The organism is Pseudomonas fluvialis (assembly GCF_014207935.1).
In the GTDB taxonomy this organism is placed as follows: Bacteria; Pseudomonadota; Gammaproteobacteria; order Pseudomonadales; family Pseudomonadaceae; genus Aquipseudomonas; species Aquipseudomonas fluvialis_A.
This window is the reverse complement of record NZ_JACHLL010000001.1, coordinates 754,604-779,059: the sequence shown is the minus strand read 5'-3', so window position 1 is coordinate 779,059 and position 24,456 is coordinate 754,604. Positions and strand designations below refer to the sequence as shown.

At 56.3% G+C, this 24,456-nt stretch carries 24 protein-coding genes; 6 read left to right on the top strand and 18 right to left on the bottom strand.

Translation table 11 applies throughout. The features are described from left to right. Position 1: 1 nt before the first annotated feature. The 16 genes from HNP49_RS03580 to HNP49_RS03505 form a co-directional block, all read right to left on the bottom strand. Positions 2-1,246 carry an ABC transporter ATP-binding protein gene (locus HNP49_RS03580; RefSeq protein WP_184680660.1) on the bottom strand — a complete coding sequence of 415 codons (1,245 nt, stop codon included), beginning with the start codon at positions 1,244-1,246 and terminating at the stop codon, positions 2-4. Beyond that, on the bottom strand, positions 1,246-2,043 hold the full coding sequence (locus tag HNP49_RS03575) for an ABC transporter permease (RefSeq protein ID WP_184680658.1): 798 nt from the start codon (positions 2,041-2,043) through the stop codon (positions 1,246-1,248). The genes HNP49_RS03580 and HNP49_RS03575 overlap by 1 nt, the downstream gene beginning before the upstream one ends. Continuing rightward, entirely contained in the window at positions 2,043-3,488 is a 1,446-nt protein-coding gene (locus HNP49_RS03570) for a mannose-1-phosphate guanylyltransferase/mannose-6-phosphate isomerase (RefSeq protein WP_184680657.1), read from the bottom strand. Before HNP49_RS03570 ends, HNP49_RS03575 begins: the two co-directional genes overlap by 1 nt. 5 nt (positions 3,489-3,493) lie before the next feature. Beyond that, complete coding sequence (gene gmd, locus HNP49_RS03565; protein ID WP_184680655.1) at positions 3,494-4,465, bottom strand: GDP-mannose 4,6-dehydratase; 972 nt, start codon at positions 4,463-4,465, stop codon at positions 3,494-3,496. Continuing rightward, on the bottom strand, positions 4,462-5,370 hold the full coding sequence (locus HNP49_RS03560; protein WP_184680653.1) for a GDP-mannose 4,6-dehydratase: 909 nt from the start codon (positions 5,368-5,370) through the stop codon (positions 4,462-4,464). Before HNP49_RS03560 ends, gmd begins: the two co-directional genes overlap by 4 nt. A gap of 68 nt (positions 5,371-5,438) precedes the next feature. Continuing rightward, positions 5,439-6,605 carry a nucleotide sugar dehydrogenase gene (locus HNP49_RS03555; protein WP_184680651.1) on the bottom strand — a complete coding sequence of 389 codons (1,167 nt, stop codon included), beginning with the start codon at positions 6,603-6,605 and terminating at the stop codon, positions 5,439-5,441. A gap of 13 nt (positions 6,606-6,618) precedes the next feature. Continuing rightward, positions 6,619-8,802 carry a hypothetical protein gene (locus HNP49_RS03550; protein ID WP_184680649.1) on the bottom strand — a complete coding sequence of 728 codons (2,184 nt, stop codon included), beginning with the start codon at positions 8,800-8,802 and terminating at the stop codon, positions 6,619-6,621. A gap of 28 nt (positions 8,803-8,830) precedes the next feature. Next, the gene (locus HNP49_RS03545) at positions 8,831-9,706 is read right to left on the bottom strand and encodes a hypothetical protein (protein WP_184680647.1); all 876 of its coding nucleotides are present in this window, start codon (positions 9,704-9,706) and stop codon (positions 8,831-8,833) included. A 6-nt stretch (positions 9,707-9,712) separates the two neighbouring features. Then, complete coding sequence (locus HNP49_RS03540; RefSeq protein ID WP_184680645.1) at positions 9,713-10,351, bottom strand: bifunctional 2-polyprenyl-6-hydroxyphenol methylase/3-demethylubiquinol 3-O-methyltransferase UbiG; 639 nt, start codon at positions 10,349-10,351, stop codon at positions 9,713-9,715. 1 nt (position 10,352) lies between these two features. Next, the gene (locus HNP49_RS03535; RefSeq protein WP_184680643.1) at positions 10,353-11,333 is read right to left on the bottom strand and encodes a glycosyltransferase family 2 protein; all 981 of its coding nucleotides are present in this window, start codon (positions 11,331-11,333) and stop codon (positions 10,353-10,355) included. Positions 11,334-11,369: 36 nt separating this feature from the next. Continuing rightward, a complete protein-coding gene (locus HNP49_RS03530; protein ID WP_260407038.1) occupies positions 11,370-12,317 on the bottom strand; it encodes a class I SAM-dependent methyltransferase in 948 nt (315 codons plus the stop codon). Next, the gene (locus HNP49_RS03525) at positions 12,218-13,036 is read right to left on the bottom strand and encodes a bifunctional 2-polyprenyl-6-hydroxyphenol methylase/3-demethylubiquinol 3-O-methyltransferase UbiG (protein ID WP_184680641.1); all 819 of its coding nucleotides are present in this window, start codon (positions 13,034-13,036) and stop codon (positions 12,218-12,220) included. Before HNP49_RS03525 ends, HNP49_RS03530 begins: the two co-directional genes overlap by 100 nt. Further along, positions 13,005-14,201, bottom strand: a complete 1,197-nt coding sequence (locus HNP49_RS03520) for an acyltransferase (RefSeq protein ID WP_184680639.1) — start codon at positions 14,199-14,201, stop codon at positions 13,005-13,007. Before HNP49_RS03520 ends, HNP49_RS03525 begins: the two co-directional genes overlap by 32 nt. Further along, a complete protein-coding gene (locus HNP49_RS03515) occupies positions 14,198-15,085 on the bottom strand; it encodes a bifunctional 2-polyprenyl-6-hydroxyphenol methylase/3-demethylubiquinol 3-O-methyltransferase UbiG (RefSeq protein WP_260407037.1) in 888 nt (295 codons plus the stop codon). The genes HNP49_RS03520 and HNP49_RS03515 overlap by 4 nt, the downstream gene beginning before the upstream one ends. Next, positions 15,072-16,625 (bottom strand): glycosyltransferase, encoded by a 1,554-nt coding sequence (locus tag HNP49_RS03510; protein WP_184680637.1) that lies wholly within the window; start codon positions 16,623-16,625, stop codon positions 15,072-15,074. Before HNP49_RS03510 ends, HNP49_RS03515 begins: the two co-directional genes overlap by 14 nt. After that, positions 16,622-18,112 carry a glycosyltransferase gene (locus HNP49_RS03505; protein ID WP_184680634.1) on the bottom strand — a complete coding sequence of 497 codons (1,491 nt, stop codon included), beginning with the start codon at positions 18,110-18,112 and terminating at the stop codon, positions 16,622-16,624. The genes HNP49_RS03510 and HNP49_RS03505 overlap by 4 nt, the downstream gene beginning before the upstream one ends. 277 nt (positions 18,113-18,389) lie before the next feature. Between HNP49_RS03505 and cysC the strand changes: the two genes are divergently transcribed. From cysC to HNP49_RS03485, 4 genes are all read left to right on the top strand, one after another. Further along, positions 18,390-18,998 (top strand): adenylyl-sulfate kinase, encoded by a 609-nt coding sequence (cysC, locus tag HNP49_RS03500; protein WP_311772069.1) that lies wholly within the window; start codon positions 18,390-18,392, stop codon positions 18,996-18,998. Positions 18,999-19,053: 55 nt separating this feature from the next. After that, the gene (locus tag HNP49_RS03495; RefSeq protein WP_221445043.1) at positions 19,054-19,365 is read left to right on the top strand and encodes a DUF2388 domain-containing protein; all 312 of its coding nucleotides are present in this window, start codon (positions 19,054-19,056) and stop codon (positions 19,363-19,365) included. Between the two features lie 131 nt (positions 19,366-19,496). Continuing rightward, entirely contained in the window at positions 19,497-19,817 is a 321-nt protein-coding gene (locus HNP49_RS03490) for a DUF2388 domain-containing protein (protein WP_184680632.1), read from the top strand. Positions 19,818-19,825: 8 nt separating this feature from the next. Next, complete coding sequence (locus HNP49_RS03485; protein ID WP_184680630.1) at positions 19,826-21,796, top strand: DUF4105 domain-containing protein; 1,971 nt, start codon at positions 19,826-19,828, stop codon at positions 21,794-21,796. Here the strand turns inward: HNP49_RS03485 and HNP49_RS03480 are convergent. After that, positions 21,793-22,194 (bottom strand): GFA family protein, encoded by a 402-nt coding sequence (locus HNP49_RS03480; protein WP_184680628.1) that lies wholly within the window; start codon positions 22,192-22,194, stop codon positions 21,793-21,795. The genes HNP49_RS03485 and HNP49_RS03480 overlap by 4 nt on opposite strands. A gap of 94 nt (positions 22,195-22,288) precedes the next feature. Between HNP49_RS03480 and HNP49_RS03475 the strand changes: the two genes are divergently transcribed. Then, positions 22,289-23,038: a TerC family protein gene (locus HNP49_RS03475; RefSeq protein WP_184681165.1), complete on the top strand. Its 750-nt coding sequence runs from the start codon at positions 22,289-22,291 to the stop codon at positions 23,036-23,038. 85 nt (positions 23,039-23,123) lie between these two features. After that, positions 23,124-23,813: a cupin domain-containing protein gene (locus tag HNP49_RS03470; RefSeq protein ID WP_184680626.1), complete on the top strand. Its 690-nt coding sequence runs from the start codon at positions 23,124-23,126 to the stop codon at positions 23,811-23,813. Here HNP49_RS03470 and HNP49_RS03465 read toward each other — a convergent pair. Continuing rightward, positions 23,779-24,300, bottom strand: coding sequence for an LEA type 2 family protein (locus HNP49_RS03465; protein WP_184680624.1), 522 nt, complete (start codon positions 24,298-24,300; stop codon positions 23,779-23,781). The genes HNP49_RS03470 and HNP49_RS03465 overlap by 35 nt on opposite strands. Between the last annotated feature and the right edge of the window lie 156 nt (positions 24,301-24,456).

Here is a 24,456-nt window from a genome sequence, read left to right as displayed (position 1 = left end):
GTTAACCCATTACGACGGAGGGGCTGGACTGCTCGATCTCAAGTTGTGCGTCGAGCGAAGTACAGCCGACAAAGTCTGGTTTGCGAGTGTTGATGACGTGGAAAATCAGTGCAAAGTCGCGCCACTCATAGTTGGTATCGATATGAGAGTCGAAGCGCGACAGGCTGGTGGCTACCGAGTAGTTACCTTTGCCGATATTGGCTGGGAAGGTGAAGCGGAACTTCACGGAGTCTCCGGCGGCAAGATTTTCCAGCGAGCGGTGTAGGCGGTGTGTGTTGATACCGTAAATTGCTTGGCCCAGACGATCCTTGATCATGAAGCCCAGCACCAGCCGGGGTACGTCGACTTTGATCGATACGCTGACTTCTAGAGTTGCTGTAGCGCCGACCTCAAGAAGTTCGACGCGCTGCCCTTTCTCGTTGATCAGACAGATATCCGAGACTTCTGCCTCGCCGGTGCCTGAGACTGTGCGAACCTTGCCGTTGGCCAGGCGCTCCTGGCGAATGGTGTTTTGCTCGCGCTCTGCCAGCATGGCGCTGTAAAAGTCCATGACCTCTTCGGGCGAGCCTTGCAGGGCCATGCGCCCGTGGTCGAGCAGGATGGCGCGATCACAAATCGACTGGATGGCGTCCCGGCTGTGGGAAACGATCAGCAGGGTGGTACCCGCCTTGCGAAACTCACGAATGCGGTCAGCACTCTTGTGCTGAAAGTAGGCATCGCCCACGGAAAGGGCTTCGTCGACGATCAGAACATCGGGACGGCGAGCCGTGGCGACACTGAAGGCCAGACGCATCTGCATGCCGCTGGAGTAGACCCTGACCGGCTGATCGATGTAGTCGCCGATTTCTGCGAAGGCTTCGATTTCCGGCATGAGCTCATGCAGTTCATCGATATGGAGCCCCAGCAACTGTCCGGCCATGAACACATTCTGCCGACCGGTGAACTCCGGATGGAAACCCATCCCCAGTTCCAGAAGGGCTGCCACCCGTCCGGATATCTGAATATCCCCCGTGGTTGGCTGTGTGGTGCCGGTAATCATCTTCAGCAGCGTGCTCTTGCCCGCACCGTTGACGCCAATAATGCCGACAGCTTCGCCTGGCTGTACGTGGAAGCTGATGTTCTGCAGCACCCATTTGAGCTGGTGCTGCGGCTTGATGAACGGGACCGTCCATTCTCTCAGGCGAGCCCAGCGCGAAGGGTACTGCTTGTAAGCTTTGCCTACCCCGGAGACACGTATTTCACCCATTAGAGCTCGTCCACCATTTCACCCGCGCGTTTGCGGAACAGTCCGATTGCCAGAATGCAAAGCACAAAGGTGGCAAGCAGTGTGGGGGTCAGGCTTTGCCAGTGAGGCCACTGCTCATGCACAAATATGCCCTGATAGGCACCAACGATCTGAGTCATCGGATTCAGCAAGGCAATCGCCTGAATATTCTCGGGGAGGATATCCAGCGGATACACAATCGGCGTGAACCAGAACCAGAATTGCAGAATCACCCCGGTCAGGTGGGCCACATCTCTGAAGAAGACATTCAGTACACCCAGGATGGTCCCCAGGCTCAGTGCCAGCAGAGCCTGGAGCAGCAGTACCGGGATGACCGCCAGAATGACCAGCCCCGGCATGTTCTGAGTAATCAGCAGGAATCCGATGAACAGGGCAAAAATAATCGAGAAGTTGATCGAGGCATTCAGCAGCACCACGATCGGTAGGCAAATACGTGGGAAGCTCAGTTTCTTGAGCAGGCGAGCATGCTCAAGAAACATGGACTGACCGCGCCCGATCAATTCTGAGAAGAAGCCCCATGTGAGCACGCCGGCACACAGGTAGATGCCATACGCCAAGCTGTTGTCGCTACCAGGCAATCGAGCGCGCATCAGCTGGGAGAACACCAGCGTGTAGACAAGGATCATCGCCAGCGGATTGATGACGGTCCAGACTCCTCCCAGCAGGGAGTTCTGATAACGGCTCTGAAACTCCCGTTTGACGCTACTCAGGATGAATCCGCGGAACTGCCAGGCCGCTCTAGTCAGATCGGGCAGCATCAACGAGTCCTGCCGTACTTGTCGTCAAAGCGGACAATATCGTCTTCGCCAAGGTACTCGCCGCTCTGGACCTCAATCATGACCAGATCGAGTACTCCTGGATTTTCCAGGCGATGCCGATGGCCGGCTGGAATAAAGGTCGACTCATTGGTATTGATCAGGAGAGGGGTTTCCCCTCCATTGATGACCTTGGCCATGCCTTGCACCACGATCCAGTGTTCGCTGCGATGGTGATGCATCTGCAGTGAGAGCGAGGCACCAGGCTTTACCACAATCCGCTTGATCTTGAATCGCGGGCCTTCCTCGAGAACGGTGTAGGTTCCCCAGGGGCGGGCAACGGTCCGGTGCAGGCGGTAGGCCTCATGCTTGAGTTTCTTGAGTTGCTTGGCAACCTGCCGAACTTCCTGTGTGCGGTCCGCGTGTGCCACGAGCACGGCGTCAGCCGTATCAATGACGATCAGATCTTCGACGCCGACCGTGGCAACCAGTCGACTCTCGCTGTGTACGAAGGTATTGCGGGTATCGATCAGGATTGCATCGCCGTGAATACGGTTGTGTTCAGCATCGGCAGGTACCAACTGAGACAAAGCGTTCCATGAACCAATGTCGCTCCAGTCGAACTGTGCTGGCACAACCGCTACGTTGGTGGATTGCTCCATGACGGCATAGTCGATGGAGATGTCCGGCAACTTGGCGAAGCTGACACCGTCGAGCTCCTGTAGTACCACACCTGCGCTTTCCTGCGCTGGGCTGCTGGCAATGCACTCATTGGCCAAGGGAGCAATTTCTGGAGCGTGCATTTGCAGCTCCTTCAGGATGCTGCCAACCGTGAAACAGAACATGCCCGAGTTCCACAGGAAGTTACCGCTGCGCAAGTAGTCTTGCGCGGTTGCAAGATCAGGCTTCTCGACAAAACGAGCGACTTTGCAGCCACCAAGGTCATCAAGGGACGTTCCGCTCTCGATATAGCCGAAGCCTGTTTCGGGCGCTGTTGGGTGAATGCCGTAAGTGACCAGAAGGCCTCGTTGCGCCAGCGCAACGGCATGATCGGTAGCTTTCTTGAAGGCCGCAATATCCTGAATCAGGTGATCCGCCGCCATGACGACCATGACCGCATCTTCACCATATTCAGCTGCAAGCGCGGCCGCAGCCACCGCGATAGCTGGCGCAGTGTTACGGCCTTCAGGCTCAAGCAGAAACCGCGCCTGGTGTTGAGGCAGGCGAGCTTCCGCAAAGTGATCCTTGCTGGCGAAGTAATGCTCGCGGTTTGTGACCGTCACGATCGTGCCGCCCTGTGGCAGCAGTGCGGCGGCTCGACCGTAGGTTTTGCTCAGTAGTGACTGCCCGTCAGGCAGGCGCATGAACGGCTTTGGGTGGCTTTCCCGGGAGACCGGCCACAGCCGGGTGCCCGCACCGCCCGACATGATGACGGGAATGACAGTCATGGGTACTACTCCCGGCCTACGCGGCGCAGATCGGCGTCCACCATCATCTGGATCAGCTCAGCCAGGCTGGTTTTCGGTTTCCAGTTGAGATTGCGCCCAGCCTTGTCCGGATTACCCAGCAGAACATCGACTTCAGCTGGTCGGAAGAACGCCGGGTCGATGATGACGTGGTCCTCGTAATTGAGGCCGACATGCTCGAAGGCCAATTTGCACATGTCACGAACGGTGGTGGTAATGCCGGTGGCGACCACGTAGTCGTCGGCTTGCTCCTGCTGCAGCATCAGCCACATGGCTTCGACATAGTCGCCTGCGAAGCCCCAGTCACGCTTGGCGTCGATATTGCCAAGGCGCAGCTCCTGCTGTTTGCCCAGTTTGATGCGAGCGACTGCATCGGTCACCTTGCGGGTAACGAACTCGATGCCGCGCAGCGGGGATTCGTGGTTGAACAGAATGCCGCTTGAGGCGTGCAGGTTGAAGCTTTCGCGGTAGTTAACGGTAATCCAGTGACCGTACAGCTTTGCCACGCCATAGGGGCTGCGCGGATAGAAGGGGGTGTTCTCATCCTGGCGTTCAGCCTGGATCAGACCGAACATTTCGCTGGTCGATGCTTGGTAGAAACGTGTTTCCGGAGTGAATTGACGAATGGCTTCCAGCAGGTGCGTTACACCCAGGCCATCAACCACAGCAGTAGTCACTGGTTGATCCCAGGAACTGCCCACGAAGCTCTGCGCCCCCAGGTTGTACACTTCGACCGGTTTGCTTTTGATCACCGCGCGCTGAATTGAGCAAGCGTCGGCAAGATCGCCCTCGATGTAGCGAATGTCGTTCTCAATACCGAGCTCGCGCAGGCGCCAACGAGTATCGGTGCTACGACGTGCTACCAGTCCATGTACTTCGTAGCCTTTGCTCAGCAGCAGTTGCGCCAGATAAGCGCCATCCTGGCCGGTGATACCTGTGATCAGTGCTGACTTCATCATGCTCTTACTCTTTGTTGCCAGTCATCCAGAATTGACTGAAGGGTTGCGGTAATTGTTTTTGTGGGTGTCCAGCCGGTATCCAATCGAAGCTTGTCGGATGAGCCCTGTACACGGCGCTGGTCGGCGGGTCTTAGACGAGTGACGTCTTGAGTCAGTTCCACCTCCAGAGCTGCTAGCTTGGCCATGGCCAAGATGAGTGCTCTAACGGAATGCTCGACGCCGGAGCAGACGTTGTAGATCTCTCCCGTCTGGCCATGCTGGAGTAGTGCGAGATAGGCCGATATTACGTCATCAACGTGCAAAAAGTCGCGGGTTACGTCGACATCTCCGACACTTAGTGAGGTCTTGCTCAGGCCGGTCAGCCCGGCTTGGACCAGTTGCTCTGCGATGCCTGGCAGGACAAAGGTTGGAGCTTGTCCTGGGCCAATGTGATTAAACGGGCGCGCGATGAGGATTCGCCAGGGCTCGGTAACGCTCCACTGCTGGCAGAGCAACTCTGCAGACAATTTACTGACTGCGTAAGGGTTGCGTGGGTGCGGAAAAAGCTTTTCGTCTATCGGCAGCTGGGTCTCTTCTACCTGGCCGTAGACATCCCCCGAGCTGACAAACAGGAAGGTTCCGCAGAAACCTCTACGCTTCAATGCTTGCAGCAAATTCAGCGTTCCTAGCAGATTGACCTCAAAGGTTTTGTGCGGATCGCGGAACGATTCGGGGACAAAGGTTTGCCCCGCCAGATGAATCACTGCATCCGGAACCTCCTGAGACAGCCAGTTATCCAGGGAAGAAGTATCTGTGAGGTCGTGTGCCAGGTGAGGAATCAGGTGCCATTCCGGATGATCCACCAGCAGATGGGTCAGGCGCTTGCCAACGAATCCGGTCAGTCCAGTGACAAGAAGTTTTTTCATTTGTCCTAATGCTTTATCGAGGCGACTGATGCGCAATCTGGAGAGCGCCCTGCTATTGGGGGCTAGCGTTAGTCTTCGCCAAAAAGGTCGCGTGTGTAAACCTTGTGTTGAACATCTTCAAGCGGGGGCGACATTCTGTTGCAGATGATCACATCAGCAGCTTCTTTGAAATCGTCAAAATTTGCAATGACGCGCGAGTTGAAGAAGTGTGAGTCCTGCAGGCTCGGCTCATAAATAATGACTTCTACACCCTTGGCTTTTATTCGCTTCATGATGCCCTGGATGCTGGAGGCTCTGAAGTTGTCTGAGCCGCTTTTCATGATTAAGCGATACACTCCGACCGTTTGGGGCTTGAGACTCAGAATCTGATCGGCAACAAAGTCTTTTCGAGTTGTGTTTGATTGAACAATTGCCTGGATGAGGTTCTGAGGTACGTCTTTGTAGTTGGCTAGTAACTGTTTGGTGTCTTTCGGCAGGCAATAACCTCCGTAGCCGAATGAAGGGTTGTTGTAATGACTGCCGATGCGTGGGTCTAGACCGATACCATTGATTATCTGACGTGAATCGAGCCCATGAGTTGCTGCATAGCTGTCCAATTCATTGAAGAATGAAACACGCATGGCGAGATAGGTATTGGCAAATAGCTTGATGGCTTCGGCTTCGGTTGCGTCAGTCAGAAGTACCGGAATATTCTGCTTTACGGCGCCTTCTTGTAGCAATTCAGCAAAGCGCTCTGCTCTCGGAGACTGTTCGCCGATGACAATGCGTGACGGATAGAGATTGTCATGCAGTGCGCGGCCCTCGCGGAGAAATTCTGGTGAGAAAATAATGTTGTTGCAGTTGAGTGTTTTGCTAATGTGGGCGGTAAAACCGACTGGTACCGTCGATTTTATTATCATTACCGCTTGGGGATTGATTTGGATAATGTCAGCAATGACTGACTCGACCGAGCTTGTGTCGAAGAAATTGGTCTTCGGGTCGTAATCGGTGGGCGTGGCAATGATTACAAAATCGGCATTCTCATAAGCTTCTTTCTTGCTTAAGGTCGCCCGGAAATTGATACGGCCTTCCTGAAGGAATTGCTCAATGCCATCGTCGACAATCGGTGATTTTCTGTCGTTAAGTTGGTGGACTCGACCGGTATCAATATCAAATGCAACCACTTCATGGTGCTGCGCAAGAAGTATGCCGTTGGCTAGGCCAACATAGCCTGTGCCTGCGATTGCGATTTTCATTGCCTTCTGTCCTTCATTTAGCTTCATTCATTGAACTTGATGCCTGCTTGGTTAGGCGAAGGCTACTCAGGCTAAGTATGTCTGAGCCGTCGGTGAAAATACGAACTTCAACATCTCTATGGTTTTCCTGAATTCTTATGTTGTCAGTAACTAGTGCCTGATTACTTGTCAATATGCTCTTGACAGGTGTTTTATAAATTAAAGTTTGCCCTTTGTTGGCGCTGATGTCGAGCCAAGCATTTTTTGCTCCTTTGAACTCACCTTTGACATGTAAGGTGTAGGTCCCTTTGTTGAGGGCCTGATAGGGGCCAAAAATTAAGAAGCCGGGCTTTCCAGTAGTGTGGAGCTTCCCGTCGATAATGACGCCGCATTGGGTGGGCGTGCTAGTTGAGAATTCGTCAAGGTTTAGGCAATTCGGACTTGTGCAGGCGCTCTGAATTATCGCTTGACTTGGGGAGACTCCGGTTTTTGCTTCGAAGCTTCTTGATAGACGTATGGTGATGTAGCTTTCACGATCAACAATCTCGAGATAAGGAGATTTGGCTAGCTTCGTGACTACATCTGCGATTTCGTTTCGCCAAGGAGGAGGGGGTGATGGCCAGGAGTGGGCACCCCATAGCGGGTCAAATTTTGGAATTATTATTACTTCTGCGAGGTTGTTTGCTAGAAATAATTGAGAGCGTATGTGGAAATTGGGGTCAATGGTTCGGGGTGGGAACTGTAACAAGATTTCCGGCCAGTGGGTCTTCGCAATATCGAGGTTTTTGTCTCCCCCGATATTAAATGTTCTGGTCTTTAGTCGGGCCGATATGTAGTTGGCCATGAAATCATTAGTCCAGGGTAGAAAAACTAGCGTTTCACCCGGGGCTGTATCTTGGCGCAAGGGTTCCAGGAGCTGAGTGTCAATTCGCTCGAGCATTGTCTTATATGATCTGGTCTCATTCGATTTCTTTGCTAGGTCTGGAATGTTGAAGGCGGTGCATGCCAGTAGTGCAAGTCCGACAATTAGCTGTGAGTGCTTGCTTGGCTGTTTGTTGGCGGTAAGCATGATAAGCCATAGGCAAAACAGACTAAGTGCTGTCCATCTGTAACTAGCTCGCATACTTTTAAAGGCGGGGATATTTTCAGATATCCATGCGGAGCCTGTAGGTAAGACTGCGCTTTCTTCAGGCATCAAAAGGGTCTTTTCCATGCCTTCTGGTTTTGTTGAATTTATTTTCAGGGATGGCCCTAAAGCCATGTAGGTACTGAAGATGAATACGATAATTGGTAAGGCCAGTGCTTTGTGGGGGCGGCGATTCACTGCTAAGCAAAGTGCACATGCTGCGATGCTTGGGAGAATGAATGTAGTTGTCCAGACAGATGCGTCGCCGTACCAGTTCGCTTGATTTCTTGCAATGCTGAGGTTCAGGTAGTCAGCAAGCCAGTGCGTGCCTTTTGTCGGGATGATTAGGAAGCTCAAATCAACACCCCAGCCACGGAAGAACTCAATTTCTTCGGGGGAATGCTGCATTCGGCCGATATATTTGGCGTAGAGTAAATATGCGCCTGCAAGGCAAGCTAAATGCGTGATGCCTAGTAAAATTCTACTGGAGAATGATTTTCTTCCGGTAAGAAAGTGAATGGAAAATGCGGCGGTTGATATCACGCTGAAAAATATGAATGTATATCCATCCATGAATACGGATATTGTGCAGGCTACGAAGTAAAGTAAGGTTTGCGCTATTCTCTTGCGCGTTGTGGAGTCGGAGCTTTCTTGCAGGGATAGATAGGCAAGAAAATACATTGGTAGCAGAGCAATGCCAAGTGCGAGCATTGAGTAACTAGTGTGCCCCCATGTGGTTGGCATGCAGAGCCAGGCCGTGGCTGCAGCTAATGATATGCCGTGGCCGTTTTCGAGATTTCGACTGAGTTTGTAAGAGAAAAAGAAGGCTATGCCAAGCCATAGGGCATACATATAGGTATAAGAAATGCCAGGCTCTAAGCCTACATTGATGAGTGCTGCGGCTGTAATTGCGCCGCTTAAACCGAATGAAATTGCTGCCGGTTGCGGGATTCCAAAGTTATATGCGTATAAATCTAGGGATTCATTATTTGCAATGGATTGTGCAAAGCCGGTTGTCCAGATGGATTGGCCAAGTGTTGGTATCGAGTAGTGAGGAACGGCGCCAAATACGAATAGTACCAGGAGCAGCATGAGTGCTGCTGGTGCTAGCTTGAGTAGACTATTGGTGGCTTTTCTGAATGCTGGCATTTTCATTTATAAGTGATGCGTGGGCAAAATAAAGAAGGTCGCCCACTACGGTGATTAACCTGCCGAACAGTACGCACAGAAGTAAATCTGAGGCCGGTAAGTTGTTTTCGAATAAGATCAGTAGTACAGCCTCCCTCACCCCCACGCCTGCCGGAGCGCCGGGCGTAAGAAGTCCAGCTAGCCATGCTATGACGAAACCGCCAGCCAGGGTGATTGGGTAATAGTCGATTAGAGATGGCGCTATACAGATGGTCAGGATGGGAAAAATGGCGCCTGATATAGTCAGAAAAAGCAGGTAAGCCAATTGCGCCTGTGCGGCGTATGTGCCAATGATTCGCTGGATCAACGCGGCGCTGGTTATAACGAGGAGTAGAAATAATACGCTTGCCCAGACTGTCGGTATCTGGGGGTAGAGTGCTGGAATAACTAGAGCGGCAAATAGACTGCCGCTGATGCACAGCAGGGCTAGCTCCCAGAGTGTTGAGCGTGCCAGCACCCAGCCGCTTATTCCATGGCTCATGCCCATGGCCTGACGTCCGGCGAAGTGAAAAATATTGCCTGGAACATATTTGGCAATTTGGCTGAGCCCGTAGGTTTTTATGCACCAACGAGTGTTTGCCTGCTGGCCTAATTGAGCGAGGAGTTTTTGCCAGCCTAAGGCAAGTAATAGGTTGGCGCAGCCGTATGTGATGGCTAGGCCGGCTACTACGGTCCATAAAGCTGGCGTTAGACGAGAGAGATCAATCTCTCCCGCATAACCCCAGATTTTTATACAGACGAAGCCGATGCCGATTATGGCCAGGATATTGCCGGCCAGATGCAGCAAGGGTTTGATTCGAGTGCGCATACGGGGCTATTGCCTAGGCAGGCGGCACAGCAGCATGGTCCAGGGCAGCGGTGAGCGAATCTCTAGGACTTCAAAATGTTTTGCCACGAAGGCGGTGAATCCGTTTTTTGTCCAGTGCTGGATGTGCCCTGGAGTGTTGCCGCCCTGCAACCAATACTTGCCGCGAGCCATGTTAAGCGCGCACCAGATCGGTTCGCGTGGCACGCTGAGGATGACATAGTCTCGTGCAACGCGTTTAAGCGCGAGAAGGCCCTGTTCTGGATCCTCAAGGTGTTCGAGCACTTCGCAGCAGACCATGAGGTCGGCGGAGTCTGTTGGTGCCTGGAGGTCATAAATACTCAACGGTTTGAATCGTGAGGCTTCGATGCCTTTGTCGCGGGCATTGGTCTGGGCGATATCGATAACTTGGCTTGAGAAGTCGCTGCCGCGCGCATCGATTCCTTGTGCGCTCCAATGCATGACCCAGTAGCCTTCGCCGCAGCCGACTTCATGAATCGATTTTGGTTTCGCAATGCCTACGAGCTCGCTCAAGGCATCATCGAAGCCTTGCATGAGGTGACGCACGATTGGGTTTCTCGAGCCGTATTTATCGTAGGCATTGCCGACTACGATTCCGTCTTCTTTTAGTCCACCGGAAATCTTCACTTCACAGTTCCTTGTCTTGGTCGATACGGCTGGCGATCAGTTCTGTGCCGGGTTTGTCGGTATGTTGGCGAACGCGTATGTCTTCTATCAGTTTGCGGTTGGCTGCCAGCAGGTCTGCCAGGAAGGCCACCATGAAGGTCTGAAATCCCATTACCAGCAAAGTCGAGGCGAGGATCAGCGATTGCACGTGGCCATCGCCATTGCCCTGGAGGTAGAAGTTGACGAACCTCAATCCAAGTAGCGCGCCCAGGCCGAACAGTACTGTGCCTATCGCAGCGAAGAAGCGAAAAGGCCGATAAATGATGAAAATTCGAATGATGGTGATGATTGAGCGCTTGATGTAGGAGGGGATGCTCTTCACCAGGCGCGAGGGCCGCAAGTCATCATTGACTCGAATCGGAACCGAGGTAATCGCCATGTTCTTTTGGCCAGCCTGGATGATGGTTTCCAGGGTGTAGGTGTAGTCATTGAATACCATCAGACGCTGTGCAGCCGCCCGGCTCATGGCGCGAAAGCCGCTTGGTGCGTCGGGAATATCGGTTTTACTGGCTATACGAACAACCCAGCTGCCCAGTTTTTGCAGAGCTTTTTTGATTGGCGAGAAGTGTTCGATGGTTTCAATAGGGCGCGCGCCTACCACGATGTCCGCCTTCTTTTCGAGTATCGGCGTGGTCAGTGCGGGAATATCTTCGGCCTGGTATTGATTGTCTGCGTCTGTATTGACTATTACGTCTGCGCCTAGACGCAGGCAGGCATCAAGGCCGGTCATGAAGCCTTTGGCCAAGCCTTGGTTGCGGGTGTGGCGAATGATGTGATCCACACCATTTTCTCGGGCAACCTTTACGGTTTCATCGGTGCTGCCGTCATCAATGATTAGCCATTCAACGCTGTCGAAACCGACGACTTGGCGAGGGAGGGCGTTGAGTGCAATGGCCAGGGTGCCAGCCTCGTTGTAACAGGGTATCTGGATGATCAGTTTCACTAATGGGCTCCTAGCCTCTTTGTTGCTTGGATGGGCTTATGGCTGTTTGCTAATGACCAAAACCTGGCTCTTGGGCATCGCGGTATCAAGAGCTGTTTTGATCCGCATGCCGTCAGGGGTGTCGAGCAGGATCGACCAGGTTTCTGCCCATTTTTCCAGCAATGGATGCCATGGCGGGCTCAGGCTCTGGTTCTCACAGGCCCAGAACAGCGACCACCAGACGGCATGGTAGAAACCGTACTGGGTTTCCAGTTCGATCTTCAGGCCCAGGGCCGTGACGATCTTGGCCAGTTCGCCGCGCTTGAAAATGCGGATGTGGTTGGGGCGTTCGAAATAGACAGGTGGGGCGATCTGTTTCTGGATGTTCTCGATGCGCTCATCGGGAACCGTCAACAGGATCAGGCCTCCGGGTGCGGTCACTCTTGCCAGTTCACGTACGAAGGCGGTGGGGTCGTCGACATGCTCCAGGACCTCCATGGCGACGACTCGGCTGAAGGTGTTGTCTGCCGCTGGAATCGGTGCTGCATCGGTGGTGAGCGTGGTGACCTTGACCGCTCCGGCTGCCTCAAGGCGTTGCCGAGCGATTTCAAGTTTGCCGGCGTCGATATCTGCCAGCACGATTTCCGCACCGCGCCTCGCGCTGAACAGGGCGTACCCGCCTTCGCCACAGCCAATATCCAGCAGTTTGTCCTCCGGGCCAACCGGGAACCCGCTCATCAGCTCTCCGCTGGCCTTGTTCATCCAGCCGCTCAGAACCATGTCTTTCAGGCCAATGCCCGCCGCGCTTTTGGTCGCTGCAGGCTGTGGCTGAGGTGGCTGAGGTGGCTGAGCAGCCTCGCGTTTGCGCAGGGCTTTGAGGAATTTCATCATGTCGTCGGAATGGCTCAGGGTTTGCGGGCGATGATCAGCTGGCTTTTGGGCATTGTCGCATCGAGAGCACTCTTGATTCGAGGGCCGTCGGGCATGGAGAGCAAAAGGTTCCATGTATCGTGCCAGCTCTGCAGCAGAGGGTGCCACGGTGGTGAAAGATCTTGTTTACAGGCCCAGAACATCGACCACCAGACCACCCAGTAGAAGCCGTAGGCTGACTTCTGCTCAATCTGCAGTCCCGCCTCGCGGATCAACTGTTCGAACTGGCTGCGTTCGAAAACCCGGATATGGTTGGGGTGCTGGAAGTAGGAGTCGGGTGCCAGGTGTTTCTGTACTTCTTCACCCAGTGGGTCAGGCACGGTAAACAGATAGAGTGCGCCAGGCTGGCCGACGCGTACTAGCTCGGCGACAAACTGGGCCGGATCCGCAACATGTTCGAGCACCTCCATGGCGATGATGCGGTTGACCCGGGCATCAGGCAGCGGCAGCGGATTGGCATCGGTGACGAGGGGCGTGACGGCGCGGGCCTGCGACTGCCGCAGTAGCTGCTCGACTGCGGCAACTTTGCCCGGGTCGATATCGGCAAAAATGACTTCGGCGCCTTGTTGGGCGCAGAACTGGGCGAATGGTCCGTCACCGCAGCCTATGTCGAGTACGCTGTCCTCGGCCGAGATGGGGAAGCCAGTGAAAAGCTCGCCTCGCTCATGCTGAAACCAGCCGCTCAGATAGGCCTCTGTCAATTTCGAAGGCTCGGCAGGCGCGGCGGTTGCCTCTGCAGCAGGCGCTGTGGTTTCAGCAGTTTTATTCAGCAGTCTTTTCAATAGAGCCAGCATGGCGGGTCCTTCTTGGAATTTGAGGCGATGCCGGCGCGACGGGTGTCGAGCGGGCCATTATTGCGTTGGCCTGCCTGGCGCCATAACGCCGAAGCGGGCTTTCCAGCCAGCGGAAGTTCAGTTCGGTTGCAATCAGCAGGAGCGCCAGCGCAGTCAGCAAGTAGGTGAGCAGCAGTAGATGTGAGGGTGCTGCGTCCAGTCCTGCTCGATGAAAAAGTTCTCGGGTAGCAAAAAATGCCGGCACATGGATCAGATAAAGGGCATAGGAGCGCTCACCAATCCAGATCATCACGCGTTTGGGGCGGCCGTGTTCCAGCAGCAGGTTCTGATTCTGTGCTGCGATGCAAACGACTAAGGCAGCAAGAATGGCAATCAGCCCAACGTTGTAGACGGTTGGGGGGTGTGGGGTGCTGAGCAGCGCCATGATGGCGATGCTTGAAAGCACAAGGATCTGGCTGGTCCGGCGACCGATACTGGCGAAAAACTGCCGCAGTCGATACCAGGAGGGTTGCTGGCTCCAGATGGCAAGCAGAATGCCCAGTGCCAGTGCATCCGTGCGGAACATCATCAGATAGGGGTGTTGTCGCGGCGTTGCTATTTGCAGCAAGGCAACCACTAGCAGCAGCCAAACCAGCTTCTTGCGCAGAGCCAGGATCAGTAGTGGGAATATCAGGTAGAACTGTTCCTCCAGCGAAAGGCTCCAGTAGACGAAGCTGGCGCCGTACTCGCTGCGCATGAAGGTCTCTGCGAAACGGAGATTGGCAAAATTAAGGGCACCGGCGATGGTCGCATCCAGATTGGCAGCCAAGCTCCCGAAGGCGCCGCTCAGGTTGAACGAACTGGCTGCCAGCAGCACCACGAGTAACCAGAACCATGCCGCTGGTAAAAGGCGCCAGCAACGTCGTGTCCAGAACGATAGGGCGGTGCGCCACTGGGTTTGCCAGTCCGGGGCTGCAAGCATCCGAGGGATCAGGTCTCGTGCAATAACAAAGCCAGATACCGCGAAAAACAGATCAACCCCAAACATTCCCCCGCCATAGCTATATAGCTCGTTAAGCCCTGGAATCTTCCAGGGAAACAGATTGCGTAGATGCTGGTAGATCACCGCGAGTACAGCGACTGCGCGCAGTACCTCAATATCGCTGATGCGTGTTTGCTCGGTCATGCGGATGGCTTGCGGGCGATGATGACCTGGCTCTTGGGTAGCAGTTCGTCCAGTGCGGCTTTCATCGGCGCGGCTTCCGGCATCTTGATCAGGTCGTGCCAGAGCTTGGCCCAGGTATTGAGCAGAGGGGGGTACGGCGGCTGAACAATGTCATGCGAGGCGCCGTCCAGTTCAATCTTGGCGTTGCGGGCCATAACCCAGTACATGAACATCCACATGGTCCAGTAAAAGCCGAAAGTGGTGCGCTGGACGATTTCCAGGCCAGCGGCCTCTACCAGTGCGGCAAAGTCGGCGCGCTCGAAGATGTGGATATGGTTGGGGTGCTGGAAGTAGTAATCCGGCGCGAAGGCCTTCTGGATGCGCTCGCCGGTCGCATCGGGGACCGCCAGCAGATAGAGCGCATCGGGCTCACCCACGCGCGCGAGTTCGGCGACGAAGGCGGCAGGGTCTTCGACGTGCTCAATCACTTCCATACAGATGATGCGGCTCATGCACTGATCTGGCAGCGGCAACTGGGTGCTGTCGACTACTAGCCCTGTGCTGCTGCGTGCCTTTGTCTGTGCAACCTTCTCGCGCAGGGCTGCAATTTTCTCTTCAACGACGTCGGTAAAGGTGACGGCAGCGCCACGATTGGCGCAAAACAGCGTGGCCCCGCCAGCGCCGCAACCGACATCGAGAACACGATCGTCTGCGCTGATTGGAAACCCTTTGAAAAGCTCATCCGTCGCTGACTGGTACCAGCCACTTTGCACTGCATCCAGCAGGCCGCAGTTTCGTGAATCGATGAAGTCCGGTGCAGACTTCATGGCCTGCCAGGCTGCTGTAACACTCTCTGGCGTGTTTTCAATACCGGTCAGGCGGCTGAAAATTTCAAAGTGATTCATGAGTGCCAAATACGTTGTTTTTCAGGAATAGCTCAAGGCGCTGTTTGGCCGTTTCTTTCGAGCAATGTTGCTGCATGCGTGCGGCGGCGGCTTCGGACATGAGTCGATAGCGCGATGGTTCAAGTTTTGCGCAGTCATAGGCCGCTCGATAAGCCGCCACCAGCGATGACCAGTCGATTTGATGCCGGCAGGTTCTGTAGGCCAGGCGAGGGTCTTGAGGCCAGGCGGTGGCGTCGAGCCAGCTTGCCATGAGAAATGCAACCTGACCGTCGATATAGTCGAGCATTGCCGAGTGGAGCGGGGCAACAGCCGGCTTGCCACAAGACATGAACTCCATCAGCGGCAGGCATTGCCCCTCGCCGTGTGACGTGTTGACCACGAAGCTGCTTATCCCAATCAGTGCTTCAAATTCGGCTTTTTCCAGGTAGCCGTGGATGATCACAACGCGACACTGGAAAGCAGGCAGGCGGGCAATGCACATCAGGATGCCATTGATTGCATCCTGATATTCGTGGTGGCCCAGCTTTAAGACCAGCGTTGCATCCTGAGTATTGCGAAAGGCCTCGCAAAAAGCCGTCAGCATATCGACCCAGTTCTTTCGTCCATCGTAGGGATTGAACAGCGAGGTGAAGACTACTCCGGACAGTTCGATGTTGCCTGCATCGGGTTGCATGAGTGGTTGCCGGGGGCGCAGGCCACTCCCAGTTGGCACTACCGGCTCCACCTGGTTGCGTGGCTCGAGTTTTTGAGGCTCTGCCGCCGTCTCTAGTGTGAGCTGCACATGCTGCTTGGGCTTGCGCTGATGGTTCAAATAACATGCTACCAGTTCAAGCCATTGAGTCAGGTAGGTACGAGTGATCTTGCGCTTGTAGGCTTGTGCAGCATCTTTGGCCAGAGCGGTCTTTTTGTCCTTGATGCCGTAGGGCGAGCGGGCATTGGCTACCGCTTTGGCAACGGCATCCAGATCCGGCATGTAGGGGTCAAGTGCAATGTCATGAGTGTCGAGAATAATCCCTGACTGGATCTGGATATTGCACTTCGCCGTGGTCGATGGTTCTTCTTCGAGAAGTTTGCTGCGAAGTTTTGAAAATTTGTCCCAGACGGGCGAAGGGATCGAGATAATCGGAAAGTCTGCGCCGAGCTTTTCCTTGACTGCTCTAACGGTCAACTCGCTGTGAGTGATGGCGCTTCCGCACGTCTTAAGGACGTGGCACCAGTCTTGTCTAGGGTCATTCAGCCAGTGCTCGTTCGGGACGCTGTCAAATTCCCAAGCGAATACCGGAATGGTCGGGCAGCGCAAGCCTAGGCAAGTATTATGTGGCGGCGTAAAGGAGAGAAATACGCAGGCCTCATGATTGGCCGTGGCCATATCGTAATGGTGGTCGACTTCCAGTGCCGGGTTGCCAATTACGATAACCTCGCCGAGCATCTCTAATACTGACTTGAAGTCACGCAATACAAAGTAGTAGCTATAGTCAGGAAGGCCGAGGCTGTGGGAAATATTTTCGGCATTGATTTCCGAATACACCAGAAACTTCATTTCTTTTTCTTCCTTCCTGGGTTTTTCGCATGGCTTAGGGCCTTTTCAAATAGTGAAGTCAATTGCGGTGCAATAGCTTCAATTGAAGCGAACTGGCGCATTTTCTGATACGCCTGTCCAGAAAGATTTCGATAGTGTGGGGTTGTCGAAGTTGCGACTGCATGGCTGTAGCGGAAGGCTTCCATGAGCGACTGCCAATTTAACCGATGTTTGTGTGTATGCAGCATTCCTGTTGGATCATGGGGCCAGCAGGCAGGTTCAAGGCTGGTCTTTAGCACGAAGCCTAGGTCGTCGTTGATATAATCGGCCATGGCTGTGTGCTTGGGTGCAATCGCTGGTTTTCCACCGGCGAGAAACTCCATCAACGGCAGGCACAACCCTTCACCTGTTGATGCATTAACGTAGTAAGTGCTGGCTGCGATCAAGCCTTGATATTGAGCGTCATCAAGAAAGCCGTGCAGGACTACAACCCGGCAGCGAAATGGCGATAGCCGAGAAAGCAATGTGACAAGAACGACCCGGTAGTATTCAAGATCATGGTGGGTCATCTTGAGCACAAGGGTTGCATTGTCCGTTTCTTTGAAGGCCCAGCAAAATGCAGTTATTAGCTCAACCCAGTTCTTACGCCCATCCGCGGGATTCAGGACTGCGCTATAGACCACCCCTGCCACAGAAATCACCTGTTCCTGCTCAGGCTGATGTTTGGGTTTTGCAGGTGCGAGGGTTTCGCTTACAGGTGATGTGGTGACTTTAGCGATGGTGTCATCAATGGTTGCCAGTTCATTGCGCCAGTCCCGGAATATCTGTCGCGTGAACCGGGCAAGTGCACGCAATGTTTGGGGGGCTTCTAACTTATGTTGTTCGGTTCGGGAGAGGAGCGGCTCTTTGGGTGTTGTCTCGCCGTGAGTTTCTAAGGCGTTGGAAACAAGGCCGTCAGCACTTAAACCCAGTACTGCGCTGTCGATTACTATGCCGTGAAACGTGATGTGTCGCTCCGCGAGTGCCGGCTCATGCCCCACCGCTTTACCTAGTGCGGCATAACGATTCCAGATTGGAGCTGGCATGGCGGTGACTGGCAGTTGGGCGGGTGCTGCTTGTGATACTAGTTGCGCTGTTTCCCGGCTGGTGCTGATGACACCCGCTATGCGAGAAAAAACATAGCGCCAATCATTCTTTGGATTGCCATCCCACGCGACGTTTGGCAGGCTGTCAAACTCCCAAGCGAAGAGACATATGGTCGGGCACTTTAACCCAAGGGGTGTCTGGTGTGGCGGGCTAACGCTAAGAAATACAATCTCTTCGCCGAGATTAGTAAAACAGTCATGTAGTGCTTCAACTTCTTCCTCGGATTGCACGTGAAAAACACGGCCAACACGCTCCAGCGCTGGAAGAAAGTCCTTCATCAGGAAGTAGTAACTGTATTCGGGCTTCCCTAGAGAGTCGTGAATATTCTTCTGGCTTATTTTTGAGCTGACGAGAATGATCATTGCGTGACTTAATGAATGACTGCGTTAACTAGGCGGAAGCGAGCGTCTAGAGCGAGATATGATAAACGTACCATCTCCGCTCTGCCGGTCTGCACAATAACATGCGCTGAGATCCTCACCTAGGCGCTAATGGCGCGTCTGTCGGCTTGTGCGGTATCTGCGATGCGGACGTTGCCTCACGTCTCGGGGTGAGTGCTTGCCATAGACTAACGCGCGGTCAGCCTGCACCATGTTCCATCGGCTCAGGATTATGAAGAGGAAGCGGTACGTGTCGAGCATTGATGCCACTAAAGGATCACAGAATGTCGTATGGCATCCTCATTCAGTTGACTCCCATGTTCGGTCAACGCTATTCCAGCAGCGGCCAGTGACGTTGTGGCTGACAGGCTTGAGTGGGGCAGGGAAGTCCACATTGGGCTTTGCGCTGGAGCATGCCTTGATAGCTGCAGGGCATGCGGGCTTCGTTCTGGATGGCGATAACGTCCGTCATGGCTTGAACCGGGATTTAGGTTTTTCCGCTGAAGATCGTCAGGAAAACATCCGGCGAATCGCCGAGGTTGCGAGGCTGATGAATGCGGCAGGGCTTATCGTCATCGCTTCGTTCATTTCGCCCTATCGCGAGGATCGCCAGGCAGCACGGGAAATCATTGGTGCTGATAACTTCCGTGAGATCCATGTCAGTACCTCGCTGAGTGCATGCGAGCAGCGCGACGTGAAGGGGCTCTACCGCAAGGCGCGTGAGGGGCTTATTGCTGAGTTCACTGGAATTTCTTCGCCTTATGAGGCGCCCTTGAGTCCGGATCTTTCGCTTGATACCGCTGTGCTCAGCATTGATCAGGCTGTTGCGCAGATGCTCGAATTGATCAAGGACCGATTGGTGGTTTGATCTTCTTTGGCGTCAGGGGCTAAGCTCCAACCAGTTTTTAACAAGGAGAGAGATCATGATCCGTTCGATTCGCTTGCTGAGCTCTGCCGCATTGCTGGCTTTTGCCGCCAGCGCTTCCGCCACCAGTTTCGTGGTAACCACCGATGCCATCGTCGGCGCTATTGGCGCTACTTCCGATGCGACTTCGTCGTCGACCAAGGACGACAAGATCGTCAAGGCAGCGCGTGACGATGCGGCCAGCTTTGTTGCCAGCCAGGGCGATATTCGTGGCGCCCACCTGCAGGCCGCACTGACACATATCCGTGCGCAGCAGCCGCAGCTGCAGGCCAGCGATATGCAGATCGCCGAGGCGATTCTGGCGCAGTAATCGCCCTGCGATGTGATGCCCTGTCAGCCCGCCCATTGGCGGGCTGATGCTTTATGGGCCGTGGGCGCTTGCGAGCCTGGCAGGCTTCACGTCCAATAGGCATCTCCCTGGTTTGCTCTGGTTGAACTGTCATGCGCTCCCTGCTGATTGCCGCTGTGGCGGCTGTTTCCGTTCTGAGTCCTCTGGCCCACGCGCAGAGCGTGGTGGCCACCAGCAACATCATCGTGCGTGCACTGGATCGTTCGCTGGACTTCACCTCCGACACCACCACCTCAATCCGTGACATGAAGGTCGTGGCGGCGGCGCGTGAGGATGCGGCCAGTTTTGTCGCCAGCGAAGGCGCCATTCGCGGTGTGCAGCTGGAGGCCGCCCTGCAGCTGCTGCGTGAGCGCCTGCCGGACGCGCGTCAGGCAGACGATCTGGCGCTGGCCGAAGCCATCCTGGCGCACTGAGTCTGATCATGCGCCGTTGGCTGGCGGGCCTGGCGCTGCTTGCCTGTCTGGCACCGGCTCAGGCGGAGCTGCGCCTGCGGCTGGATACAGAGGGCCTGAGCGTTGCCGAGCGTCAGGCCAGTCAGCGATTGCTGGAGGAAGCCCGGCAGGCGCTGCCGCCGACCTTCCGCCAGCGCCTGGACCGCACGGTCGAGGTGCGTTGGGATGCCGATCTGCCGGCGCAGAGCTACGGGCAGAGCAATGGTCGTCAGCGCCTGCTGCTCAATCGCCGTCTGCTGCCGGGGCTGGTCAGTGGTGAGCTGGCCCGGCAGCGCATGGAGCGCAGTCACGGCACGCAGCGGCGCGAACTGCTCGCCACCGTCCTGCATGAGCTGTTGCACCTCTATGACCGCGCCCGCCTCTGGTCGCCAGAGCAGAAGACGCTGCTGGCGCGCTGTCGTCTGCAGCGTGAAACGGCTGGCCCGGTCGGTTTGCCGGGGGAATGCCGCAGCCAGGATCAGCGCCGTTTCACCTTGAGCGACGAGCCGCGCCTGCTCGATCTGGCCGGCTGGCCGCAGCAGGTAGGACGACGGGGCGCGCGCGAGGCGGGCAATGCCTTTGTCGATCGCTCGCCGGATGACTACGAACTGAGCAATCCGCGCGAGTTCGTTGCGGTCAACTTCGAGTATTTCCTCCTCGATCCGCAGTACGCCTGCCGCCGCCCGGCGCTGCAGCGCTTCTACCGCGAGCATTTTGCCTGGCAGCCGGCCGAGCAGGCGTCCTGTGCGGCGCAGCAGGTCTACCTGAATGCCGGCAGTGATTTCCGTCGTCAGCCGCTAGGACGCCTCGATCCCGAGCGAATCTACGAGGTCGACTACCTGTTTGCCGAGGCCAATGCCAACTGGGTCAGTCGCTGGGGGCACAGCATGCTGCGGCTGGTCATCTGTGCGCCGGGCCGGCCGCGTGGGCCAGATTGCCGACTGGATCTGGATGAGCACCTGGTGCTGTCCTACCGCGCTTTCGTCGGCGATGTGCAGCTGTCGACCTGGGATGGTCTGACCGGGGCCTATCCGTCACGCCTGTTCATCCTTCCGCTGGGGCAGGTGGTGGACGAGTACACCAAGGTTGAGCTGCGCAGCCTGGCCTCGGTGCCACTGCGACTGAGTCGTGCGCAGATTGACCAGTTGGCGGTGCAGGCGGCGCAGGCGCACTGGAGCTATGACGGGCGCTACTACTTCTTCTCCAACAACTGCGCGGTGGAAACCCTCAAGCTGCTGCGCGCCGGCACCGATCACCCGCAACTGCGCGACCTCGACAGCATCATGCCTAACGGCCTGCTGGCATTGCTCGAGGGGCGCGGCATCGCCGATCGCACGCCATTGCAGGACCCGCGCGAGGCCTTGCGTCTGGGGTATCGCTTCGACTCCTTCCGGGAGCGCTTCCAGGCCATGTTCAAGGTGCTCAAGGCACAGCTGGCCGTGCCGCAGGATCAGGTCGAGGAGTGGCTGGCCCTGCCGGCCCAAGAGCGTCGGCCATGGTTCGCCCAGGCCGACCTGCGCAGCAGCGCGGCCTTGCTGCTGCTGGAGCAGGCGGCGCAGCGGCGCCAGTTGCTGCTGGCTCAGGAAGAGCTCAAACAGCGCTACCTGGCGGCGCGTGAAGGGCGCAGCGGGGAACGGCTGGACAGCGCCGACAGCACGCTGCAGCAGATTCTCGGCAACAGCGGTTTCCTCAGTCGCCCGGCCGAGCTGTTGCCGGCGGGGTATGGCTTGCCCCAACCCGATGAATGGGCAGTGCTGGAGGCGCAGAGTCGCGAGCGTCAGGGGCGATTGCGCCAGCTCAGTGATCATCTGGACGAGGAGATCCGCCGCCTGCTGGAGCCGCAGCGCCTGGCCGAGCTGGAGGCGGGCGAGGCCAATACCCAGGCGCTGGCAACCCGGCTGCGCGAGCTGCATCGCGCCAAGGGCGGGATCATCCTGCCAGGGGCAGCCAAGGACTCCTAATAGTCTTCCTCGCGCTCTTCCGGCAGCTGCGGATCAAGGTGCAGCCAGGGAAGGCGTGTGCTCACCCAGATATGCCGACGGACGGTGATCTGCTCCGGATCATCCAGTGTTGCGATGGTGATATCGATGCTGTCGGAGCTGCGCGTGGTGAAAAGAGCCAGTTGTGCCCCGCAATTGGGGCAGAAGTAGCGGGTGCAGGTGGCGGATGAGTGATAGCTCCGTGGCTTACCCTGAAGCCAGGTAAAGGCATTGAGCGGTATGGTTGCCCAGGTCGTAATGGTGCCGCCGCTGCAGCGTCGGCAGATACTGCAGTGGCAGTGGGCGACATCGTCGAGCGGGGCCTGGATTCGGTAGCGCAGTTCGCCGCAATGGCAGCCACCGCTATGATCTTGCTGCATCGTTATCAGTCTCCTGATGCTCGCCTCCCGAGCCATCTTCGGGCAGACTGCGCAGCCTTGAAAATGTCACTGCTTCGTCGAGGATCGCGACATGCTGGAAATTCTGAGCAACCCGGAAATCTGGATTGCCTTTCTGACCCTGACGGCCCTGGAAATTGTCCTGGGTATCGACAACATCATCATGATCGCCATTCTAGTTGGGCGCATGCCGCCGCACCTGCAGGCGCGTACCCGTTTCTTCGGTCTGGCACTGGCCATGGTCACGCGCATCCTGCTGCTGCTGTCGATCACCTGGATCATGCGTCTGACTGCCGATCTGTTCGAGGTGTTTGGCCAGGGTATCTCCGGCCGTGACCTGATCCTGTTCTTCGGTGGCCTGTTCCTGTTGTGGAAGAGCAGTACCGAGATGTACCACAGCCTGGAGGGCGAGGATGAGACCGCCAATGAGCCCAAGAGCATGGCAGGCGGCTTCATCGGTACCATCATCCAGATCGCCATCATCGACATCGTGTTCAGCCTCGATTCAGTGATCACCGCGGTCGGCATGGTGTCCAACGTGCCGGTCATGGTGGCCGCGATCATCGTCGCTGTACTGGTGATGATGCTGGCTGCTGGCACCATCAGCGATTTCATCGACAAGCACCCGAGCCTGAAGATGCTGGCGCTGTCGTTCCTGGTGGTGGTCGGTACGGTGCTGATCGCCGAGTCCTTCGAAGTGCATGTGCCGAAGGGCTACGTCTACTTCGCCATGGCCTTCTCGCTGGCTGTGGAGGCGCTGAATATCCGCATGCGCACGGCGCGGCAGAAAGCGGTCAAGCTGCGCAAGGACATTCCGGGCGAATAAGGCCGGATGCTGTTGCACAACGGGGCCTGCGGGCCCCGTTGTCGTTTCAGCGACAGCGTCGCAAGATGAACCGAGGGAGGTGTCCATGTCGATCAATGCCGATTTTTCCCAGCGGGTGGTCATCCATACTGCCGAACTGGCCTGGCAGCCCTCGCCGCAGGCCGGCGTCGAGCGCATTCCGCTGGATCGCATCGGTGCCGAGGTGGCGCGCGCCACCAGCCTGGTGCGCTATGCGCCGGGCAGTACTTTCCCTTCCCATGGGCATGGCGGTGGCGAGGAAATCCTCGTGCTGGCCGGCGTGTTCAGTGACGAGCACGGCGACTATCCGGCAGGCAGCTACCTGCGCAACCCTCCCGGCACCCGCCATGCGCCCTTTACCCGTGAGGGTTGCACCCTGCTGGTCAAACTCTGGCAGTTTGCCCCGGATGATGACGGGCAGCTTTGCCTGGATACGGCAAATGCGCTGTGGCAGCCCGGTCTGGTGGAAGGCCTGCGGGTCTTGCCGCTACACGAGCATGACGGGGTCAGTACCGCGCTGGTGAACTGGGCGCCGGGTACGCATTTCGCCGCACACACCCATCCGGGGGGCGAGGAAATCTTCGTGATCGAGGGTGAGTTGCGCGACGAGGCGGGCGTCTATCCGGCCGGCAGTTGGCTGCGCAATCCGCGCTGGAGCCGGCATGCGCCCTGGAGCGACAAGGGCGCACTGATCTATGTGAAGGTTGGCCATCTTGGCGCCACTACCTGCTGGGAGCTGGCGTACCCTTCGGCATAGCCGGTTGTCCCAGCCCGCCGGGCGGCCAGCTCAGTTCGCCGCGGGCATCGAAGCGCGCGCCGCCCAGCCAGCCACCGGCCAGCTTGCCGCGCAGGCGGTAGGGCAACTGCTGTTGCGCCTGTTGATTGGCCATGCCCCAGGCCTGACGCAGCAGGGAAAACGCCGAAACGCTCACCGGTACGCGGATCACCTGCTCGGAAAAACCGGCGATCTGCCCTCGCTGATCACTCACGCCGCTGGCCAGCGGCTGGCCGTTGACCTGCAGGTCAACGGCGATGCCCTGATAGTCAATGGTGCGGCTGTTGGGATTCTGGATGCGCAGCGCCAGGGCGAACCGCGCTTCCAGTCCCTCGCCAGGTAGTGGCTCCAGGCCGACCACCTGGATTTGCGGCGGATCGCCCGGCAGCAGGCTGCTGCAGGCGCCGAGGGTGGCGCACAGAAGCAATATGAGCAGGGTGTGGAGCCGATGTGACAGTCTTGCAGACATGACCGGTTTCCTTGCAGGGACGGCTTCAGCCTAAACGCCGAAAGCGGGCAGGGCCAGTGGCTGTGCGTCGGGCTCACGTTGCGGTGGCTGCTCAGATGACTCATGGGCGCCTGGATTGTCAAGAATAATCAACTGACGTTTGTCGGTGGATTTTAA

What these genes read in the sequence shown, in the direction of transcription:
- HNP49_RS03580 (WP_184680660.1), bottom strand. Translation starts at nt 1,246, where the DNA reads ATGGGTGAAATACGTGTCTCCGGGGTAGGCAAAGCTTACAAGCAGTAC.
- HNP49_RS03575 (WP_184680658.1), bottom strand. Translation starts at nt 2,043, where the DNA reads ATGCTGCCCGATCTGACTAGAGCGGCCTGGCAGTTCCGCGGATTCATC.
- HNP49_RS03570 (WP_184680657.1), bottom strand. Translation starts at nt 3,488, where the DNA reads ATGACTGTCATTCCCGTCATCATGTCGGGCGGTGCGGGCACCCGGCTG.
- gmd (WP_184680655.1), bottom strand. Translation starts at nt 4,465, where the DNA reads ATGATGAAGTCAGCACTGATCACAGGTATCACCGGCCAGGATGGCGCT.
- HNP49_RS03560 (WP_184680653.1), bottom strand. Translation starts at nt 5,370, where the DNA reads ATGAAAAAACTTCTTGTCACTGGACTGACCGGATTCGTTGGCAAGCGC.
- HNP49_RS03555 (WP_184680651.1), bottom strand. Translation starts at nt 6,605, where the DNA reads ATGAAAATCGCAATCGCAGGCACAGGCTATGTTGGCCTAGCCAACGGC.
- HNP49_RS03550 (WP_184680649.1), bottom strand. Translation starts at nt 8,802, where the DNA reads ATGCTGCTCCTGGTACTATTCGTATTTGGCGCCGTTCCTCACTACTCG.
- HNP49_RS03545 (WP_184680647.1), bottom strand. Translation starts at nt 9,706, where the DNA reads ATGCGCACTCGAATCAAACCCTTGCTGCATCTGGCCGGCAATATCCTG.
- HNP49_RS03530 (WP_260407038.1), bottom strand. Translation starts at nt 12,317, where the DNA reads ATGGAACCTTTTGCTCTCCATGCCCGACGGCCCTCGAATCAAGAGTGC.
- HNP49_RS03525 (WP_184680641.1), bottom strand. Translation starts at nt 13,036, where the DNA reads ATGCTGGCTCTATTGAAAAGACTGCTGAATAAAACTGCTGAAACCACA.
- HNP49_RS03520 (WP_184680639.1), bottom strand. Translation starts at nt 14,201, where the DNA reads ATGACCGAGCAAACACGCATCAGCGATATTGAGGTACTGCGCGCAGTC.
- HNP49_RS03515 (WP_260407037.1), bottom strand. Translation starts at nt 15,085, where the DNA reads ATGAATCACTTTGAAATTTTCAGCCGCCTGACCGGTATTGAAAACACG.
- HNP49_RS03510 (WP_184680637.1), bottom strand. Translation starts at nt 16,625, where the DNA reads ATGAAGTTTCTGGTGTATTCGGAAATCAATGCCGAAAATATTTCCCAC.
- HNP49_RS03505 (WP_184680634.1), bottom strand. Translation starts at nt 18,112, where the DNA reads ATGATCATTCTCGTCAGCTCAAAAATAAGCCAGAAGAATATTCACGAC.
- HNP49_RS03495 (WP_221445043.1), top strand. Translation starts at nt 19,054, where the DNA reads ATGATCCGTTCGATTCGCTTGCTGAGCTCTGCCGCATTGCTGGCTTTT.
- HNP49_RS03490 (WP_184680632.1), top strand. Translation starts at nt 19,497, where the DNA reads ATGCGCTCCCTGCTGATTGCCGCTGTGGCGGCTGTTTCCGTTCTGAGT.
- HNP49_RS03485 (WP_184680630.1), top strand. Translation starts at nt 19,826, where the DNA reads ATGCGCCGTTGGCTGGCGGGCCTGGCGCTGCTTGCCTGTCTGGCACCG.
- HNP49_RS03480 (WP_184680628.1), bottom strand. Translation starts at nt 22,194, where the DNA reads ATGCAGCAAGATCATAGCGGTGGCTGCCATTGCGGCGAACTGCGCTAC.
- HNP49_RS03470 (WP_184680626.1), top strand. Translation starts at nt 23,124, where the DNA reads ATGTCGATCAATGCCGATTTTTCCCAGCGGGTGGTCATCCATACTGCC.
- HNP49_RS03465 (WP_184680624.1), bottom strand. Translation starts at nt 24,300, where the DNA reads ATGTCTGCAAGACTGTCACATCGGCTCCACACCCTGCTCATATTGCTT.